Source organism: Pseudomonas sp. IB20, from assembly GCF_009707325.1.
In the GTDB taxonomy this organism is placed as follows: Bacteria; Pseudomonadota; Gammaproteobacteria; order Pseudomonadales; family Pseudomonadaceae; genus Aquipseudomonas.
Genome location: NZ_CP046103.1, coordinates 4,119,766 through 4,138,811 on the forward strand (window position 1 = coordinate 4,119,766; position 19,046 = coordinate 4,138,811).

16 protein-coding genes are annotated in these 19,046 nt (G+C 60.7%); 11 read left to right on the forward strand and 5 right to left on the reverse strand.

All coding sequences use genetic code 11. The features are described from left to right. Positions 1-115 precede the first annotated feature (115 nt). From GJU48_RS19205 to GJU48_RS19230, 6 genes are read left to right on the forward strand one after another with little or no spacing between them, the layout of a single operon-like run. Positions 116-808 (forward strand): RDD family protein, encoded by a 693-nt coding sequence (locus tag GJU48_RS19205; RefSeq protein WP_094952417.1) that lies wholly within the window; start codon positions 116-118, stop codon positions 806-808. After that, on the forward strand, positions 805-1,785 hold the full coding sequence (locus tag GJU48_RS19210; protein WP_094952416.1) for a stage II sporulation protein M: 981 nt from the start codon (positions 805-807) through the stop codon (positions 1,783-1,785). The genes GJU48_RS19205 and GJU48_RS19210 overlap by 4 nt, the downstream gene beginning before the upstream one ends. Beyond that, positions 1,772-3,301, forward strand: a complete 1,530-nt coding sequence (locus GJU48_RS19215) for a DUF4129 domain-containing protein (RefSeq protein WP_094952415.1) — start codon at positions 1,772-1,774, stop codon at positions 3,299-3,301. Before GJU48_RS19210 ends, GJU48_RS19215 begins: the two co-directional genes overlap by 14 nt. After that, on the forward strand, positions 3,298-4,455 hold the full coding sequence (locus tag GJU48_RS19220; RefSeq protein ID WP_094952414.1) for a DUF4350 domain-containing protein: 1,158 nt from the start codon (positions 3,298-3,300) through the stop codon (positions 4,453-4,455). The genes GJU48_RS19215 and GJU48_RS19220 overlap by 4 nt, the downstream gene beginning before the upstream one ends. Then, entirely contained in the window at positions 4,452-5,447 is a 996-nt protein-coding gene (locus tag GJU48_RS19225; protein ID WP_094952413.1) for an AAA family ATPase, read from the forward strand. Before GJU48_RS19220 ends, GJU48_RS19225 begins: the two co-directional genes overlap by 4 nt. A 7-nt stretch (positions 5,448-5,454) precedes the next feature. Next, a complete protein-coding gene (locus tag GJU48_RS19230) occupies positions 5,455-6,801 on the forward strand; it encodes a DUF58 domain-containing protein (RefSeq protein WP_155296070.1) in 1,347 nt (448 codons plus the stop codon). Between the two features lie 32 nt (positions 6,802-6,833). On the opposite strand, the gene GJU48_RS19235 is transcribed toward GJU48_RS19230, so the two are convergent. Together GJU48_RS19235 and GJU48_RS19240 are read right to left on the reverse strand one after the other, a co-directional pair. Then, positions 6,834-7,193, reverse strand: coding sequence for a PilZ domain-containing protein (locus GJU48_RS19235; protein ID WP_094952411.1), 360 nt, complete (start codon positions 7,191-7,193; stop codon positions 6,834-6,836). A gap of 223 nt (positions 7,194-7,416) precedes the next feature. Next, complete coding sequence (locus tag GJU48_RS19240) at positions 7,417-7,791, reverse strand: tetratricopeptide repeat protein (RefSeq protein WP_094952410.1); 375 nt, start codon at positions 7,789-7,791, stop codon at positions 7,417-7,419. A gap of 175 nt (positions 7,792-7,966) precedes the next feature. On the opposite strand from GJU48_RS19240, the gene pyk reads away from it, so the two are divergent. Then, positions 7,967-9,418, forward strand: a complete 1,452-nt coding sequence (gene pyk, locus GJU48_RS19245; protein WP_094952409.1) for a pyruvate kinase — start codon at positions 7,967-7,969, stop codon at positions 9,416-9,418. A gap of 186 nt (positions 9,419-9,604) precedes the next feature. Here the strand turns inward: pyk and GJU48_RS19250 are convergent, their stop codons facing one another. After that, positions 9,605-10,354 carry an enoyl-CoA hydratase-related protein gene (locus GJU48_RS19250; RefSeq protein ID WP_094953883.1) on the reverse strand — a complete coding sequence of 250 codons (750 nt, stop codon included), beginning with the start codon at positions 10,352-10,354 and terminating at the stop codon, positions 9,605-9,607. A 30-nt stretch (positions 10,355-10,384) separates the two neighbouring features. Further along, positions 10,385-11,317 carry an iron-sulfur-binding ferredoxin reductase gene (locus GJU48_RS19255; RefSeq protein WP_094953882.1) on the reverse strand — a complete coding sequence of 311 codons (933 nt, stop codon included), beginning with the start codon at positions 11,315-11,317 and terminating at the stop codon, positions 10,385-10,387. A gap of 216 nt (positions 11,318-11,533) precedes the next feature. On the opposite strand from GJU48_RS19255, the gene GJU48_RS19260 reads away from it, so the two are divergent. The 4 genes from GJU48_RS19260 to GJU48_RS19275 all read left to right on the forward strand — a co-directional run bounded on the left by GJU48_RS19260 (position 11,534) and on the right by GJU48_RS19275 (position 17,983). Further along, positions 11,534-13,057 carry a fumarate hydratase gene (locus GJU48_RS19260; RefSeq protein ID WP_094953881.1) on the forward strand — a complete coding sequence of 508 codons (1,524 nt, stop codon included), beginning with the start codon at positions 11,534-11,536 and terminating at the stop codon, positions 13,055-13,057. Between the two features lie 236 nt (positions 13,058-13,293). After that, positions 13,294-15,060, forward strand: coding sequence for an ATP-binding protein (locus tag GJU48_RS19265; protein ID WP_094952641.1), 1,767 nt, complete (start codon positions 13,294-13,296; stop codon positions 15,058-15,060). Then, complete coding sequence (locus tag GJU48_RS19270; RefSeq protein WP_094952642.1) at positions 15,054-16,379, forward strand: sigma-54-dependent transcriptional regulator; 1,326 nt, start codon at positions 15,054-15,056, stop codon at positions 16,377-16,379. Before GJU48_RS19265 ends, GJU48_RS19270 begins: the two co-directional genes overlap by 7 nt. A gap of 284 nt (positions 16,380-16,663) precedes the next feature. Beyond that, positions 16,664-17,983 (forward strand): MFS transporter, encoded by a 1,320-nt coding sequence (locus GJU48_RS19275; protein ID WP_094952643.1) that lies wholly within the window; start codon positions 16,664-16,666, stop codon positions 17,981-17,983. A 123-nt stretch (positions 17,984-18,106) separates the two neighbouring features. Here GJU48_RS19275 and GJU48_RS19280 read toward each other — a convergent pair whose 3' ends face one another. Continuing rightward, positions 18,107-18,862: a COG4705 family protein gene (locus tag GJU48_RS19280; protein WP_094952644.1), complete on the reverse strand. Its 756-nt coding sequence runs from the start codon at positions 18,860-18,862 to the stop codon at positions 18,107-18,109. Between the last annotated feature and the right edge of the window lie 184 nt (positions 18,863-19,046).

Below are 19,046 nucleotides of genomic sequence, written 5' to 3' on the forward strand. Positions count from 1 at the left end.
GGGGCCAGCGATACCTACCTGTACAAATATCCAGTAAAACCTGGAAAGGTTGCTTCCATCGTCGACACTGCTAGCATCCGAGTCTCCCAGCCGCTCTGCACTGCCAAGGATCGCAATGCCATCAACCCCTTTGGATACCCGCTACCAAATCGAGACCCCGGAGGGCATCGATCTACCCTTGCGCCCGGCCGGCCTGCTGCCACGCGCACTGGCCTTCGCTTTCGACTTGGGTTTGCGCGGGCTGATCATGGGCATCCTGCTCGTACCGTTGGCATTGCTGGGCAATATCGGCATTGGCCTGGGCTCGTTGCTGCTATTCCTGGTCAGTTGGTGGTACATGGTGTTGTTTGAGGTGCTCAATCAGGGCTGCTCCCCCGGCAAGCAGGTCATGGGCCTGCGGGTGGTACAGGACGACGGCACACCGGTCGGTTGGTCCGCATCACTGATCCGTAACCTGCTGCGCTTTGTCGATATGCTGCCCTTCGGTTACTTCCTCGGCGCCATCAGTTGCCTGCAACATCCCTATTTCAAACGCCTCGGCGACTTGGCTGCGGGCACCTTGGTGATCTACCGCGAGCAGCCCCTGGCCCGCCCCCAAATTCCTCAGGCTGTCGCCCTGCGCCTGCCTTTCGCCCTGGACCTGAGCGAACAACGCGCCATCCTCGGCTTTGCCGAACGCCAAGGCGAACTGTCCAGCGAGCGGGTGCATGAACTGGCCTCAATCCTCGCCGCGCCCCTGCAAGTGTCTACGCCGCGGGCCGTGGAACAGCTCAATGGTGTGGCCCGTGGTTTGTTGGGCCCAACATGAAACAGAGCCAGTTCGAAAGCCGTCACCAAGCCCAATGGCAAGCCTTTGACGAGCAACTGAAACAGTTGGAGCAAGGTAAAGCCAAGACCCGTGACGTGGCTGATTTCCCCCACCACTATCGACGTTTGTGCCAGCACCTGGCCCTTGCCCAAGAGCGCGGCTATAGCAGTTACCTGGTTGATCCGCTGCAGCAACTGGCCCTGCGTGGCCACCAACAGTTATATCGCCACCGCAGCCAACTGGGGGCCAACGTATTGGCCTTCATTCTGGCCGACTTCCCGCGACTGGTACGTGAGCAGTGGCGTTTCGTGCTGATCGCCAGCCTGCTGTTCTTTGGCAGCCTGGTGGGCATAGCGCTGCTGGTCTACCTGTTTCCAGACCTGATCTACAGCATCGTCAGCCCCCAGCAGGTGGCAGAAATGCAAAGCATGTACGACCCGGATGCCAGCCGCTTGGGCCGCGCCGCCGAACGCGCCTCCAGCGAAGACTGGATGATGTTTGGCTACTACGTGATGCACAACATCGGCATCGCCTTCCAGACCTTTGCCGCCGGCCTGCTGTTTGGCCTGGGCAGCGTGTTTTTTCTGATTTTCAACGGCTTGATCATCGGGGCCGTCTCCGGGCACCTGACCGAAATTGGCTACGGCCAGACCTTCTGGTCATTTGTCATCGGCCACGGTGCATTCGAGCTGAGTGCCATCGCCCTGGCTGGCGCGGCGGGCTTGCAATTGGGCTGGGCGCTGATCGCTCCGGGGTCGCTGGCTCGCAGCGAATCCCTACGGCTGGCGGCCCGTAAAAGCGTGCAGATGCTCTGCGGCGTTATGGTGTTCCTGCTGATTGCCGCGTTTATTGAAGCCTACTGGTCTTCCACCACCTCCATTGCCCCTTGGGCCAAATACCTCGTTGGCGCTGCGCTTTGGTTGCTGGTGGCCGCTTACCTTATTTTCGCTGGACGGACTCGCCATGCGCCTGAGTGATGCCAGTGTGGTGATTCGCCCACGTACCACCTGGGAAGCCATGGACCTTGGCGTATTAATGGCTCGGGAACATCGCCTGCTGCTGATGAGCAGTTGGGCGCTGGTGAGCTTGCCGGTGTTTGCTTTGCTCAGCGTATTGCTCTGGGAACACCCCTCTGTCGCACTATTCGTGTTCTGGTGGCTTAAGCCTGCGTTCGACCGCTTGCCGCTGTACATTCTGTCCAAAGCCCTGTTTGGTGAGACACCCAGCGTCAAACACGCCGTACGCCATTGGCCACGACTGCTTAAAAGCCAGTTGCTGGTCAGCCTGACCTGGCGTCGGCTCAGCCTCAGCCGCAGTTTTTTACTGCCGGTAAGCCAACTTGAAGGCCTGGGGGGCCAGGCACGCCAGCAACGCCTGGGCGTGCTGCTGCAACGCAACGCGAGTGCCGCGCGCTGGCTGACCATCATCGGTGTACACCTGGAAATCGCCCTGTGGTTTGGCTGCATGGCGGTGTTCTATCTCTTCATCCCGGATCAGGTTGAAGTGGATTGGGACTGGCAACGCCTCGCGCTCTCAACCGGCGCGGAATGGCTATGGCTGGAGCACCTGACCAACACCTTTTACGCCTTGATCCTGGTGTTCTGGGAACCCATCTATGTTGCCTGCGGTTTCAGCCTGTACCTCAACCGTCGAACCGTACTGGAAGCCTGGGACCTGGAGTTGGTATTCCGCCGTTTGCGCCAACGCCTGAGCAGCGCTGCACCGCTGCTACTGCTGGTTGTCGGGCTGTTGCTGATACCTGCCAGCCCGCCGGCCATGGCTGACGAGTCGAACGCCACCCAACAGCTCAGCACTCAAGCCGCCGCCCAATCAATAAAGACAGTGCTTGAACAACCGCCTTTCAAAAACCCGGAAACCGTCACGCGTTATCGTTTTGGCGAAGATAAACCTGCGCCTAAAAACAAAGTTCACGGAGACGGAAAATTACCCGCCTGGCTTCAATCGCTGCTGAACCACCTCAACAGCAACACCTTCAAGCATGTCGGCCAAGGACTGGAAGTACTCCTGTGGAGCGTGGTGATCGCCATCTTGGCCCTGCTGGTCTGGCGCTACCGTGACTGGCTGCGCGCCTTTGTCAGCCTGCGCCCGAGCCGCAGCCCCAAAATCGCCAAACCGGCACCGGCGCAATTGTTCGGACTGGACCTGGGTCTAGAGACGTTACCTGAAGACATCGCCAGCACCGCCGAGCAACTATGGCCCTCTCAGCCACGGGAAGCCCTTGGCCTCCTGTACCGTGGCCTGCTCAGTCGGTTGCTGCATGACTACAACCTGCCACTGAAAAGCGCCGATACCGAAGGCCAGGTCCTGGAGCGGGTTCACCAACTGCAACAACCACATCTACTGGCGTTCAGTGATGAATTGACCCGGCATTGGCAGAGCCTCGCCTATGGTCACCATGTGCCTACGGCCTCTGCCCAGCAGAAACTCTGCAACGATTGGCGTGCGTTATTCAACTCGGGAGCCGCCCAATGAACCGGCCATTAGTGTGGGTCGGGTTACTGCTGGCGTGCCTGCTGGGCGCCGGGGCGTTTTATGCCTGGCACAAGGCAATCCCTTATGACGAGGTGGTAGACCGTGGTCCATCGCCGCACGCCCGTCAGAATCCTTATCTGGCAGCGGAATACTTTCTGCGCAAGCAAGGCCTCGTAGTTGAGCACGCCAATAGCCTAAAACGACTTGCCGACCTTCCTCCCAAAGGCAATAGCCTGTTACTGCTGGGCGAGCGCAGCAACATGACCCCACGCCAGGTGGATCAACTGTTGGACTGGGCGAAGTCCGGTGGCCATCTGCTGGTAGTCGCCGAAGCGTTGTGGGATGAAGAAACGGGCAAAAGCGGCGACTTACTGCTCGATCGTTTAAACATCCACCAGCTCATAAGTGACGACATTGACGAACCTGCGTCCCCGCGCAAAAAGAAAGCGCCGGACCTGACCAAGCTCTATGTCGACAATGAAACCGCACCGGCCTATTTCAGCTTCGATACCGCCTTCAACCTCTCCGACCCCAAGCACCTGGCGCAGTTTTCCGCCAACAGCGCCAAGTCCAGCCACCTGATGCAACGCGACCTCGGGCACGGCACCGTGACGGTGGTGACCGACAGCGACCTGTGGAAAACCCCAGCCATCGGCAAACACGATAACGCCTGGCTGCTGTGGTACCTCAACCAGGGCACTGACGTGACGTTGCTGTTCAACAGCGACGTGGACAACCTGCTGACCTTGTTGGTGCGCAATTTCCCCCAGGCGCTGGTGGCGCTTGTAGCGCTGATTGCCCTGGCGTTGTGGCACGCCGGAATGCGCCAGGGGCCGGTCCAGGCTCCGGCACCCAAGGCACGCCGACAGTTGCAGGAACACTTGAAGGCCAGCGCCGACTTCCTGCTGCGCCGCAGTGGCCAAGGCCCGCTCTTGCAAGCCTTGCAGCGTGACGTCCAACGCGCGGCAAGGCGGCGTCACCCAGGCTTTGAACACCTCGACACCGCTGACCAGTGGCAGGTACTTGAACGCCTGACGCGCCAACCCTCCCACATCATCAGTCAGGCCCTCGGCCCACTCCCGGCAAAACGGCTCACCAGCGCCGATTTCAGCCGTCAGGTGGCGTGCCTGCAAACTCTCAGGAATGCCCTATGAGCGATTTCCCAGCAGCCACGGCCCCCACCACCGAAAGCCTTCAACACGCCAGCCAGCAGGCACAAGCCCTGCGCGTGGAACTGCGTAAGGCGGTGATTGGCCAGGACCAGGTGATTGACGATGTACTCACCGCATTGATCGCAGGCGGCCACGTCCTGCTCGAAGGCGTACCAGGTCTGGGCAAGACTTTGCTGGTACGGGCCTTGGCCCGTTGTTTCGGTGGCGACTTCGCGCGTATCCAGTTCACGCCGGACCTGATGCCCAGCGATGTCACCGGCCACGCGGTGTACGACCTGCATACCGAGCAGTTCAAGTTGCGCAAAGGGCCACTGTTCACTCACCTGTTGCTGGCCGACGAAATCAACCGTGCCCCGGCGAAAACCCAGGCCGCCCTGCTCGAAGCCATGCAGGAGCGCCAGGTCACGCTCGAAGGCGAGGCGCTGCCCATCGGCCAACCCTTCATGGTGCTGGCGACCCAGAACCCCATCGAACAGGAAGGCACCTATCCCCTGCCCGAGGCCGAACTGGACCGGTTCATGCTCAAGGTGCGCATGGACTACCCCGAAGCCCAGCAGGAGCTCGACATGGTGCGTGAAGTGACCCGCTCGTCCAGGGCGGACATGCTTGATGTGCAACCACTGCGCACCGTGCTGCAGGCCGAGGACGTGTTGCAACTGCAGCAGATCGCCAGTGAGCTGGCCCTGGATGAGCAAGTACTCGACTACGCCGTGCGCCTGGCACGAGCGACCCGTACCTGGCCAGGGCTGGCCATCGGCGCCGGCCCTCGGGCCTCCATCGCCCTGGTCCGTGGTGCCCGGGCGCGGGCTTTGTTGCGCGGCGGTGAGTTCGTCACCCCGGACGACATCAAAGGGTGTGCCCTGGCGGTACTGCGTCATCGAGTGCGTATTGCACCGGAGCTGGATATCGACGGCCTTGAGGTAGACCAAGTGCTCAAGCAACTGCTGGACCAGATTCCGGCGCCCCGGCAGTGACGCGCCCATGAAGCCGACTCGACTGTTGTTAAGCTGGCTGGGTGTGCTGCTGGGCCTGAACATCCTGCTCGGCGGTGCTGCGGCGTTGCAGCTCAATGTGCCCGACACGGTGCACTCGATCGCCTGGGGACTGTTGCTGGCGCTGTTGCTGCTGGCGCTGTTGGACGCTGCACGCCTGCGTCGTCGCCCTTCTGTGCAGGTGCAACGGCAAATGCCCGGCAGCCTGGCGCTCGGCCGCTGGGGGGACGCTCGACTGACCCTGACCCACAACTACCCGCAGCCACTCACCGTAGAGGTGTTCGATCACGTCCCAGACGGCCTGAGCATGGAAAACCTGCCGCAGAGCATCGAACTGCGCCCCGGTGAACGCAGCGAGCTGGGCTACCGACTGCGCCCTTTGCGCCGTGGACTCTTCCGGTTTAGCCGCTGTGAAGTTCACCTGCCCAGCCCCTTTGGGCTGTGGTCGGCACGACGTTTTATTGAGATTGAAGATTCGACCCGCGTCTACCCGGACTTCGCCCGCTTGTACGGTGCACAATTGCTGGGTGTGGATAACTGGCTGAGTCAACTCGGTGTGCAACAACGCCAGCGAAGGGGATTGGGTCTGGAGTTCCATCAACTGCGCGAGTTTCGCGAAGGTGACAGCCTGCGTCAGATCGACTGGAAGGCCACCGCACGGCAACGCACACCGATCGCCCGGGAATACCAGGATGAGCGCGACCAGCAAATTGTGTTCATGCTTGATTGCGGTCGGCGCATGCGCAGTCAGGATGATGAGTTATCGCACTTCGACCACGCGCTCAACGCCTGCCTGCTGCTCAGCTATGTGGCGTTGCGCCAGGGCGATGCCGTGGGCCTGTGCACTTTTGCCGGTGACCAGTCGCGCTTTCTGGCCCCGGTTAAGGGCAGTGGCCAGTTGAACCTGCTGCTCAACGCGGTATACGACTTGGATACCACCCGGCGAACAGCCGACTACCAGGCGGCCGCCAGCCAATTGCTGGCCCGGCAAAAGCGCAGGGCGCTGGTGATCGTAGTCACTAATCTGCGCGACGAGGACGATGAGGCATTGATGACCGCGGTCAAGCGTATCAGCCGACAGCACCGCGTATTGGTAGCCAGCCTGCGCGAGGAAGTGCTTGATCAGCTGCGCCAGGCACCCGTGCAAACCCTTCCCGAGGCGTTGATTTATAGCGGCACGGTGGACTACCTCAACACGCGAAACGAACTCCACGACCGTCTGAGCGCGCATGGCTTGTCTGTATTGGATACAAGCGGGCCTTATGAAACGCCGCCTTCTGGAACAAGCACCCTGGTAAAAGTGCTGTGTGGCGAGCGTGCGACCGCGTTTGAGTAACACGCCCGAACCAGGCCGACACTGTGCAGCGTCTAGGCGGATGCCTGTAATGGATCGAAACTGAAGTAATTCAGCAAGGCTTTGATCAGTTGGGCGTACTCATCGCACGCCTGAATCACGCTAAACCCCGAGTCGTAATGCTGAGGATTGATATCTTCATGGCTCCACAAGCAGGTCGCCGTGAGGTCGATTGCCTGGAACTCGCCGTCGGGTCCAGGGACTTTCAAGCGCAGCTCGAAGTCCACGTCGACCATCATGGGTAATTGGCTGATCAACATCAGCCCGTCTTCAGAAACATTGCCCAAAAAACCAATAGGCTTGTCTGTAAGACGATTGAACACCTGCAGGAAGCTATGTAACTGGTGCCGCTCAATCCGTCGGTGCGTAAACATGTGAGTTCGCCATCCAATGGCCATGTTTTGTGGCCGTGCCAGTGATTCGGAACAAGCCAACGGCTCGCTCTCCCTGGATCTCGGTGTGACAACACATCGCTTCAGTCACTAAACAGCTGCCGGATCCGGGCCTTGCCTTCGTTTGAATAGAAACTTGTACAAACGAACACTCAAAGGATAGCCCAAGACTGGCGACGAGCGAGCTACCGCGTGATAAATATCATCACAAAGACGCTGGACGGGGCTTTGCGGCACTGGCGCCGGGGTAATGCCCCAACTGCTGCAGGGTGTCTAGCCTGGCACGGGCACGGTAAGCGTACTCGCTTGAAGGGTACTGGTTGATGATGAACTGGTAGGTTTGTACGGCATCAACAAACAACTTTTGCCGTTCCAGGCATTGCCCGCGCAACATCGAGACCTCCGGTTGCACATAACGACGGGTACGGCTCTCGCGGTCGACCTGGGATAACTCCAGGGTGACACGCTCGCAATCACCCACCCCATAGGCACGGTAAGCGTTGTTCAAATGGTGGTCCATCGACCAGCGGGTACAGCCGACAACACTGACGGCCAAGGCAGCAACGAGCAAAATTCGCATGGGGGTTCTCCTGTCTTGAGCAGTGTATCGACCCTTCGTCGAAAATCTTCAAGGATGTTGGTCAATTCGACCGCTGCAAAAACAAGCCAATCGTCGATAAGTAGTGCAAACGAACAATGACTACAACGAAAGAGCATAGTAGCCTTGCCCAGCGCTTGAACTCAGGAGTCTGTGCATGTCCGTCCGTCGTACCAAAATCGTCGCCACCCTTGGCCCGGCCAGTAACTCGCCGGAAGTCCTCGAACAGCTGATTCTGGCTGGTTTGGACGTTGCCCGTCTGAACTTCTCCCACGGCACCCCGGACGAGCACAAGGCTCGCGCCAAGCTGGTGCGTGACCTGGCCGCCAAGCACGGCCGCTTCGTGGCACTGCTGGGTGACCTGCAAGGCCCGAAAATCCGTATCGCCAAATTCGCCAACAAGCGGATCGAGCTGAAGATCGGTGACAAGTTCACCTTCTCCACCAGCCATTCGCTGACCGAAGGCAACCAGGACGTCGTGGGTATCGACTACCCGGACCTGGTCAAAGACTGCGGCGTCGGCGACGAACTGCTGCTGGACGACGGCCGTGTGGTCATGCGCGTCGACACTGCCACCTCGACAGAGCTGAACTGCACCGTGATCATCGGTGGCCCGCTGTCCGACCACAAAGGCATCAACCGTCGCGGCGGTGGCCTCACAGCGCCGGCCCTGACTGAAAAAGACAAGGCCGACATCAAGCTCGCCGCAGAAATGGAAGTGGACTACCTCGCCGTGTCCTTCCCGCGCGACGCTGCCGACATGGAATACGCCCGTAAGCTGCGCGACGAAGCCGGCGGTACTGCCTGGCTGGTGGCGAAGATCGAACGTGCCGAAGCCGTGGCCGATGACGAAACCCTCGACGCCCTGATCAAGGCGTCCGACGCTGTGATGGTTGCCCGTGGCGACCTGGGCGTGGAAATCGGTGACGCCGAGCTGATCGGTATCCAGAAGAAGATCATCCTGCACGCACGCCGCCACAACAAAGCGGTGATCGTGGCGACCCAGATGATGGAGTCGATGATTCAGAACCCGATGCCGACCCGTGCCGAAGTGTCCGACGTGGCCAACGCCGTGCTCGACTACACCGACGCCGTGATGCTCTCGGCTGAGAGTGCTGCCGGCCCGTACCCGCTGGAAGCCGTCCAGGCCATGGCGCGTATCTGCGTCGGTGCCGAAAAGCACCCGACCAGCAAGACCTCCAGCCACCGCATGGGCAAAGTGTTTGAAAGCTGCGACCAGAGCATCGCCTTGGCCGCCATGTACACCGCCAACCACTTCCCGGGCGTTAAAGCGATCATCGCCTTGACCGAAAGTGGCTACACGCCGTTGATCATGTCGCGCATCCGCTCCTCGATCCCGATCTACGCGTTCTCCCCGCACCGCGAAACCCAGGCCCGCGCGGCCATGTTCCGTGGTGTGTACACCGTACCGTTCGACCCGGCTTCGTTGCCACCGCACGAAGTCAGCCAGGCGGCCATCGACGAGCTGATCAAGCGCGGCGTGGTGGAGAAAGGCGACTGGGTCATCCTGACCAAGGGCGACAGCTACAACACCATCGGCGGCACCAACGGCATGAAGATCCTGCACGTTGGCGACCCAATGGTCTGAGTGACACGCTGAAAAACAAAAGCCCCGCCATGTGAATGGCGGGGCTTTTTGCATTTAAAGGCCTGAGGATTTGTTGAATGAGAGGGCCTCATCGCGGCATGGGTATCTACACATCTTTTTATGGGTTGAGTTCGTGCTAGATACCCATGGCTTGCCCTCGATGAGGTCCGCCCCATCAACGCACATTCATCGCCGAGCATTAAATGCCGACAACGCCGCTATCGCCTCCGGTGATTTCAGCCGCTGGACAAACAACGCCCCCTCCTCCTCAATCACCCGCCGCAACTGCTCCCGATCAACACCCCTCATCAATTGTTTGGTCACCTGCACCGCTGCGGGCGCCAACGTTTCAAAACGCTCAGCCACTTCCCGCGCCTTGGCTAAGGCCGCCTCACCACTGCCCAGTGCCTCGGTGGCAATGCCCCATGCCGCCGCCTGCTCGCCGGTAAAACCGTCCCCCAACAGCAACAGTTCAGCCGCTTTCGCATGCCCCAACAGCCGCGGCAGGATCAGGCTGGAACCAAACTCCGGGCACAATCCCAAGTTGACGAACGGCATGCGCAAGCGTGCATCGCGACTGATATAAACCAGGTCGCAATGCAGCAACAGCGTTGTACCAATGCCAACGGCCGCACCGGCCACGGCGGCGATCACCGGTTTACGGCAATTGAGCAGGCTTTTCATAAAGTGGAACGGTGGGCTATCGAGGTCGCTGGGTGGTTGCTCAAGGAAGTCGGCAATGTCGTTGCCGGCAGTGAAACAGTCGCTGCTGCCCTGGATCAACACGGCGCGGACGCCTTCGTCCGCATCAGCCTGCTCCAGCGCCTGGGCCAATTGCGTGTACATGGTCCGGGTCAGGGCGTTTTTCTTGTCGGGGCGGTTGAGCTGCAAGGTCAGCAGCCCGCGTTCACGTTGCAGCAGGATCGCGTCGGTCATGGTGAATCTCGCGGCTGTAGAATTCAGCGCTCAACCACGGGGCAAAAACACATCGGCCAGCAGTTGATTACGCGGCAAACCCGCCAGGAACAGGCGCTTGGAAAACGCCTCGACGCTGGCAGGGTGCCCGCAGAGTAAAGCCAGAGTTTGCCGCGAAACAAGCCGCAGTTGCGCCAATGCCTGGGTTAACTCAGCCGCCGTCCACAGCTCCACGGTCAGGTTCGGGTGCTGCGCAGCCAACTGCGCCAGGGGCTCGGCCAAGTAATGCGCGTCGGCATCATGGGCCAGGTGAATCACGCGAATGGCGCCCTGGTGATCCTGGCGCAACGCCTCACGCAACACGCCCCATAACGGCCCAAGCCCCGTGCCATAGGCCAGAAGCCAGAGCGGCCGCAATTGCCAATCGGGGTCATAGTGCAGCGCCCCGCCTCTCAACTCGCCCAGTCGCAGGCGGTCGCCCACTTGCAACTGACGGGCAATATCGCTGAATTCACCGGGTTGACGGCAATCGAGATGAAATTCCAGGAAGGTATCTTCCTGGGGCACGCTCGCCAACGAGTAGGGGCGTGCCACCTGCCCCGCCCACACCACCAAGCGCTGCCCGGCCCGGTAACGCAGGCCGCGTTCCGGTTGCAGACGCAGGCGCAGCACCGCCGCGCTCAACCAATCGACACCCACGACCTGAGCCGGCAAACCGTCACGCAACGGGTCAAACGTTTCGACCTGAAGATCCCCGCTGACCTGGCACTGGCAGGCCAAGCGCCAGCCGTCCTGGCGTTGCGCCGGGCTCAGGGCGTCAGGTTGCTTGTCCTCAACCTCACCCAGGCAGCGCACCAGGCAGGCATGGCAACTGCCTGCCCGGCAACTGTAAGGCACGGCCACACCCGCCTGATTCAAGGCATCCAACAGGTTACTGCCGGTGGCTACCGACCAGTGGCGTTCGCCGACGTGCAGTTCAGGCATATAAGGTCTCAATCAGAAGGGCCGCGTACAGGAAATCATGCCCGACAGAGTTTGACCATAGTCGGGTGTATCGGCCACCGCGCCGGGTTATACTGCCGCGCCTTTTTAGCGTCGCGCCTGCACCATACGGCGTGCCTTGGAAAGGTGGACTCAGCCGACCGATGTACCCCACTGAGCCACCTTTATTGAATGTTCCCTTATAGAGGAGCGCGACTCATGACCGTGATCAAGCAAGACGACCTGATTCAGAGCGTTGCCGACGCCCTGCAATTCATTTCCTACTACCACCCCGTTGACTTCATCCAAGCGATGCACGAAGCCTACCTGCGCGAAGAGTCGCCGGCAGCCCGTGACTCCATCGCGCAGATCCTGATCAACTCGCGCATGTGCGCCACCGGCCATCGCCCGATCTGCCAGGACACCGGTATCGTTACCGTGTTCGTGCGCGTGGGCATGGATGTACGCTGGGACGGCGCCACCATGAGCCTGGACGACATGATCAACCAGGGCGTGCGCCAGGCTTACAACCTGCCGGAAAACGTCCTGCGTGCATCGATCCTCGCCGACCCGGCAGGCGCGCGCAAAAACACCAAGGACAACACCCCGGCCGTGATCCACTACTCCATCGTCCCGGGTAACACCGTGGAAGTGGACGTGGCGGCCAAGGGCGGCGGCTCCGAGAACAAGTCGAAAATGGCCATGCTCAACCCTTCCGACTCGATCGTCGACTGGGTGCTCAAGACCGTTCCGACCATGGGCGCCGGCTGGTGCCCACCGGGCATGCTCGGCATCGGTATCGGCGGCACCGCCGAGAAAGCCGCCGTGATGGCCAAGGAAGTGTTGATGGAATCCATCGACATTCACGAGCTGAAAAAGCGCGGCCCGTCCAACCGTATCGAAGAGATGCGCCTGGAGCTGTTCGAGAAGGTCAACCAACTGGGCATCGGCGCCCAGGGCCTGGGTGGCCTGACCACCGTGCTCGACGTGAAAATCATGGACTACCCGACCCACGCAGCCTCGCTGCCGGTGTGCATGATCCCCAACTGCGCCGCCACCCGTCACGCGCACTTCGTGCTCGACGGTTCGGGCCCTGCGTCGCTGGAAGCGCCATCGCTGGACGCCTACCCGGAAATCGTCTGGGAAGCCGGCCCGTCGGCCCGTCGCGTCAACCTCGACACCCTGACCCCGGAAGACGTGCAGAGCTGGAAGCCGGGCGAAACCGTGCTGCTCAACGGCAAGATGCTCACCGGTCGCGACGCGGCGCACAAGCGCATGGTCGAGATGCTGAACAAGGGCGAAACCCTGCCGGTGGACCTCAAGGGTCGCTTCATCTACTACGTCGGCCCGGTTGATCCAGTGCGCGAAGAAGTGGTTGGCCCGGCTGGCCCAACCACCGCCACGCGGATGGACAAGTTCACCCGCCAGATCCTCGAGCAAACCGGCCTGTTGGGCATGATCGGCAAATCCGAGCGCGGCCCGACTGCGATCGAAGCGATCAAAGACCACAAAGCCGTGTACCTGATGGCTGTGGGCGGCGCCGCTTACCTGGTGGCGCAAGCCATTAAGAAGTCGCGCGTGGTGGCTTTCGCCGAACTGGGCATGGAAGCGATCTACGAGTTCGACGTGAAAGACATGCCGGTCACCGTTGCGGTGGACAGCAAGGGCGAATCCGTCCATATCACCGGTCCTGCCATCTGGCAGAAAAAGATCAGTGAAAGCCTGGCGGTAGAAGTGCAGTAAACACTTCCCCCGCAAGGATAAAGGCGACTGTGGCCCCATGGCCCAGTCGCCTTTTTTATGCAGGGTAATTTTGTAATGACGAACGCGGTCATGTGGGAGCTGGCTTGCCTGCGATGCAGGCACCTCGGTTTTTCAGTGAACCTGAGGTGAATGCCATCGCAGGCAAGCCAGCTCCCACAACATCAACGTTGTGCATGCTATGGTGCTCACCCCTTACTGTGCCTGTTCATCACCGTATGATCGCGATCCCACGCCCCCTGCGCCTGACCTTCTACTCCCTGTTGATCATCGCCGGTGCGGTGCTGGCCGCTGCCTTGGCCACACGCCATGCCGAACGCCAAGCCTTGGTAGACGACGCCGCCCGCGCCAATCAACAGCTGGCGCTGTACGCCAACTCCCTGCACACCCTGATCGAACGCTACCGCGCCCTGCCCGCCGTACTGGCGCTGGACTCGGAAATGATCAACGCGTTGAAAGGCCCGTTGAGCGACACCACCCAAGACCTGCTCAACCGCAAACTGGAGCGCATCAACAGTGCTGCGCAGTCCTCCACCCTGGAGCTGATGGACCGCACCGGCCTGGCCGTGGCCGCCAGCAACTGGAACCTGCCGAGCAGTTATGTCGGGCACAACTACGCATTTCGCCCCTATTTCAGCCAGACCTTGAGCCAGGGCACCGGGCGTTTTTATGCGGTGGGCGTGACCACCGGGATCCCGGGTTACTTCCTCTCCAGCGCAATGGTCGATGAACATGAACAGTTCCTCGGCGCCATGGTCGTGAAGCTCGAATTCCCCGAACTTGAGCGCGAGTGGGCCCAGGGCAACGACCTGCTGCTGGTCAGCGATGCGCGCGGCATCGTGTTTATCGCCAACCAGCCAGGCTGGCGTTACCGCAACCTGCGCCCGCTGTCGGCCAGTGACCTCGCCGACCTCAAGGCCACACGCCAATACGACAAAAAACAATTGCAGCCGCTGGACACGCAAACGTTGCAGCGCTTTGACGAAAACAGCCACCTGATGCGCGTCAACGGTCCCGACGGCAGCGCCAATTACATCTGGGAATCGCTGCCGCTGAAGGCCGAAGGCTGGACCTTGCACCTGCTGCGCAAACCGCAGTTCGCCTTTGAAGACCAGCGCAATGCCGGCCTCGCCGCTGCCGGTTCCTGGCTGGCGCTGGTGTTCCTGGTGCTGTTCCTGACCCAACGCTGGCGCCTGGCCCGTTTGCGCCAACGCAGCCGCGAAGAACTTGAACGGCTTGTGGAGGAGCGCACCCAGGCGCTGCGTACGGCCCAGGATGGGTTGGTGCAATCGGCCAAACTGGCGGCATTGGGGCAGATGTCCGCCGCCCTCGCCCATGAGATCAACCAGCCACTGACCGCCCAACGCATGCAGTTGGCGACCCTGCGCCTGCTGCTGGACCACGGCCGTGTGGACGATGCCTACAAGGCCCTCACGCCGCTGGACGACATGCTCACGCGCATGGCCGCACTCACCGGCCACCTCAAGACCTTCGCGCGCAAAAGCCCCAGCGGCCTGCGCGAAAAGCTGGACCTGGCCACCGTGGTCGATCAATCCCTGCACTTGCTCGACGCGCGCCTGCGCGACGAAACCATCGGCGTGGTGCTGGACCTGACCCGCCCGGCCTGGGTGCGCGGCGATGCCATCCGCCTGGAACAGGTGCTGATCAACCTGCTGCGCAACGCCCTCGACGCGATGGCCGACAAGCCGCGCAAACGCCTGGAAATCCGCCTGCACGCCGATCAGCAACTGTGGCAGTTGACCGTCAGCGACAGCGGCGGCGGGATTGCCGAGGAACACTTGAACAGCGTGTTCGACCCGTTTTTTACCACCAAACCCGTGGGCGACGGCCTCGGCCTTGGGTTGGCGGTGTCCTACGCTATCGTCCACGAACTGGGCGGGCGCTTGCTCGCCGGCAACCGTGGCGACGGCGCAGTATTTACCTTGACCTTGCCGATTGCGCTGGAGACGCCCGACCTATGTTGAACGCAGTGATTGTGGTCGATGACGAAGCCAGCATTCGCACGGCCGTCGAACAATGGTTGAGCCTGTCGGGGTTTGCGGTGCAGTTGTTCAGCCGCGCCGAAGAGTGCCTGGCGCAACTGCCCAAGGACTTTCCCGGAGTGATCTTGAGCGACGTGCGCATGCCCGGGCTCAGCGGCCTGGAGCTGCTGGCCGAAGTGCAACGCCGCGATGCCGACTTGCCAGTGATCTTGCTGACCGGCCACGGCGATGTGCCGATGGCGGTGGAAGCCATGCGCGACGGCGCCTACGACTTTCTGGAAAAACCCTTCAGCCCCGACGCCTTGCTCAACAGCCTGCGCCGCGCCTTGGACAAACGCGGGCTGATCCTGGAAAACCGTCGCTTGCATCAACAGGCCGACCATCGCGCGCAACTGGAATCCAGCCTGCTGGGCGTGTCCCGCGGTTTGCAGAATTTGCGCCGCCAGGTGCTCGACTTGGCCAGTTTGCCGGTCAATGTGTTGATCCGTGGCGAGACCGGCAGTGGTAAAGAGCTGGTCGCGCGCTGCCTGCATGATTTCGGCCCGCGCGCGAAAAAGCCATTTGTAGCGCTCAACTGCGCCGCCATCCCCGAGCAACTGTTTGAGGCCGAATTGTTCGGCCACGAAAGTGGCGCGTTCACCGGCGCCCAGGGCAAGCGCATCGGCAAATTGGAATACGCCCACGGCGGCACGCTGTTCCTGGATGAAATCGAAAGCATGCCCTTGGCGCAGCAAGTGAAACTGCTGCGTGTGTTGCAGGAGCAAAAGCTGGAGCGGTTGGGCTCGAACCAAAGCATTCACGTGGACCTGCGCATCATCGCTGCCACCAAGCCGGACCTGCTGGAAGAGGCCCGCGCCGGAAGGTTTCGCGAGGATTTGGCGTATCGCTTGAACGTCGCGCAACTGCGCCTGCCGCCGTTGCGCGAACGCCGCGAAGATATTCCGCTGCTGTTCGACCACTTTGCCCACAGCGCCGCCGAGCGGCTGGGGCGTAGCGCCGAACCCTTGAGCGGCGCGCAACTGGGGCGGCTGCTCAGCCATGATTGGCCGGGCAACGTGCGTGAGCTGGCTAACGTTGCCGAACGCCAAGTGCTGGGCCTGGGTGAGCCGGAGCCGGAAGGTATCGAGGCGGGGCAATCGTTGGCGGCGCAGCAGGAGGCCTTTGAAGCGCACTGCCTGAAAGCGGCGCTGGTTCGGCATAAGGGTGATATCAAGGCGGTGTTGGCCGAGTTGCAACTGCCGCGGCGAACCTTCAATGAAAAGATGCAGCGCCATGGGTTGGTGCGGGATACGTTTCTGTAGGCCGGTTTTTGTGTTGTTTTCACAGACGCCATCGCAGGCAAGCCAGCTCCCACATTTTGATTTGTGAACACATTCAACTGTGGGAGCTGGCTTGCCTGCGATGAGGCCAGTAGCCATAAGCGGATTTCCGCTCATCACCCTCAAACCATCAGCGACTTTCCGCTCAAAAATATTCTGAAACCCTTCTAAACCGGGCCTTCATCTACTTGGCACAGCTCCTGCTATAGCCGAACCAGGCAGCGCTCGCGCCGCTCCACAAAAACAATTAGATGAAGGATCCTTCAATGGATAACTCCAACACCTTGCCTCTGGGGTCGGTGGCTGCGCCGGCAAAAGAACGCACGACGTCCAGCCGGATCAAATCGATCTTCAGCGGCTCCGTCGGCAACATGGTCGAGTGGTATGACTGGTACGTCTACGCCGCCTTCTCGCTGTACTTCGCCAAAGCCTTCTTCCCCGCCGGCTCCTCAACCGCCCAGTTGATGAACACCGCCGCCATCTTCGCCGTGGGTTTCATCATGCGCCCGATCGGTGGCTGGCTGATGGGCCTCTACGCTGACTACAAGGGCCGCAAGGCCGCGCTGATGGCCTCGGTATTGCTGATGTGCTTCGGCTCGCTGCTGATCGCGTTGACCCCGGGTTACGACACCATCGGCATCGGCGCACCGATCCTGCTGGTGTTCGCACGCCTGCTGCAAGGCCTGTCGGTCGGCGGCGAGTACGGCACCTCGGCCACCTACTTGAGTGAAATGGCGACCAAGGAACGTCGCGGTTTCTTCTCCAGCTTCCAGTACGTGACCCTGATCTCCGGCCAACTCATCGCCCTGGCCGTATTGATCGTGCTGCAACAAACCCTGACCACCGAGCAGCTGTATGCCTGGGGCTGGCGCATCCCGTTCGCCATCGGCGCGCTGTGCGCAGTGGTCGCGCTGTTCCTGCGTCGTGGCATGGAAGAAACCGAGTCGTTCACCAAAAAGGAAAAAGCCAAGGAAAGCGCGATGCGCACCTTGATGCGCCACCCCAAGGAAGTGTTGACGGTGGTCGGCCTGACCATGGGCGGCACCCTGGCGTTCTACACCTACACCACTTACATGCAGAAATACCTGGTGAACACCGTCGGCATGAGCATCTCCGACTCCACCACCATTTCAGCCGCCACGCTGTTTCTGTTCATGTGCCTGCAACCCCTGGTCGGCGGGCTCTCCGACAAAGTCGGCCGTCGCCCGATCCTGATCGCCTTCGGCATACTCGGTACGCTGTTCACCGTGCCAATTCTCACCACCCTGCACACCATCCAAAGCTGGTGGGGCGCGTTCTTCCTGATCATGGCGGCGCTGATCATCGTCAGCGGCTACACCTCGATCAACGCGGTGGTGAAAGCCGAGCTGTTCCCTACGGAGATTCGCGCCCTGGGCGTGGGCCTGCCGTATGCGCTGACCGTGTCGATCTTCGGCGGTACCGCTGAATACATCGCACTGTGGTTCAAGAGCATTGGCATGGAAACCGGTTACTACTGGTATGTAACGGCATGTATTGCGGTGTCGCTGGTGGTTTACGTGACCATGAAGGACACGCGCAAGCACTCGCGGATTACTACGGACTAAAGGTTTATCGCGCTAAAACATGTGGGAGCTGGCTTGCCTGCGATAGCATCACCTCGGTCTACCTGATAAACCAAGGTACCTGACGCGCGCGGCTCCCACATAAGCCCGCTCCCACATTTTGAATCAGGACACGTCCGCTAATGCGGCGCGCCCATACCGACGCTGCGCATACGACGCGCCGGCAATCATCACCACCAACACGCCCGCCAACACCGCCGATGAACCAATGGTGCCGAAATCCAGCCCGCCCTTTTCATGGGGCTTGGTGAGGAAATCGCCCAGGGTCGCGCCAAACGGTCGCGTCAGCACAAACGCCACCCAGAACAACAGCACCGACGACAGTTGAGTGAAGTATTTGAGTGCCACCACCACCGCAATGGCCGAGCCGATCAGCAAGGCGCCGCCAGCAAAGCCCAGCCCGGAATCGTCCGCCAGGAAGTCGCCCAACGCGGTGCCCAAGGTGTTGGAGAACAGAATCGCCATCCAGTAAAACAACTCACCCCGCAAGGTCTGCACCTTGTTCACATTCAGCGAATCGCCGCTGAGGTGCCACACGGCAAAGATGATCATCAGGATCACGATCAGGATCATCGACCCCGTGGCATACCCCAGGCCCAGCGTACGGTCCATAAAGTCCGACATCGTGGTGCCGGCCGTGCTGGTGGACAAAATCACGATCCAGTACAGCACCGGGTTGTAGGTTTTCGACCAGAGTTGCGTCACCAGGGTGACGAGAAACACGCTGATCAGGATCATCGAGCTGATGGCGTAGCCAACGTTCAGGGTCATCGACAACAAATCCCCGGCGGTTTCGCCCAGGGTAGTTGCGCAGATTTTCATGACCCAGAACGCCAGGGTGATCTGAGGAAGTTTGTTCATGATGCGCAAGGCTCCGAAGCTCAGTCTTTCATTGGGCCGACTTATAGGGGGTATCGACCTGGCGCGCAGACTGAACCGGACGCTGTGAAAAATAGGTGGGCAATCAATGAAAATTCCATCCAGCCAATGGAATTTCGCCGCTATGGATTGCACTATGGCTACCTCCCAGAACCCCGCAGCAGGA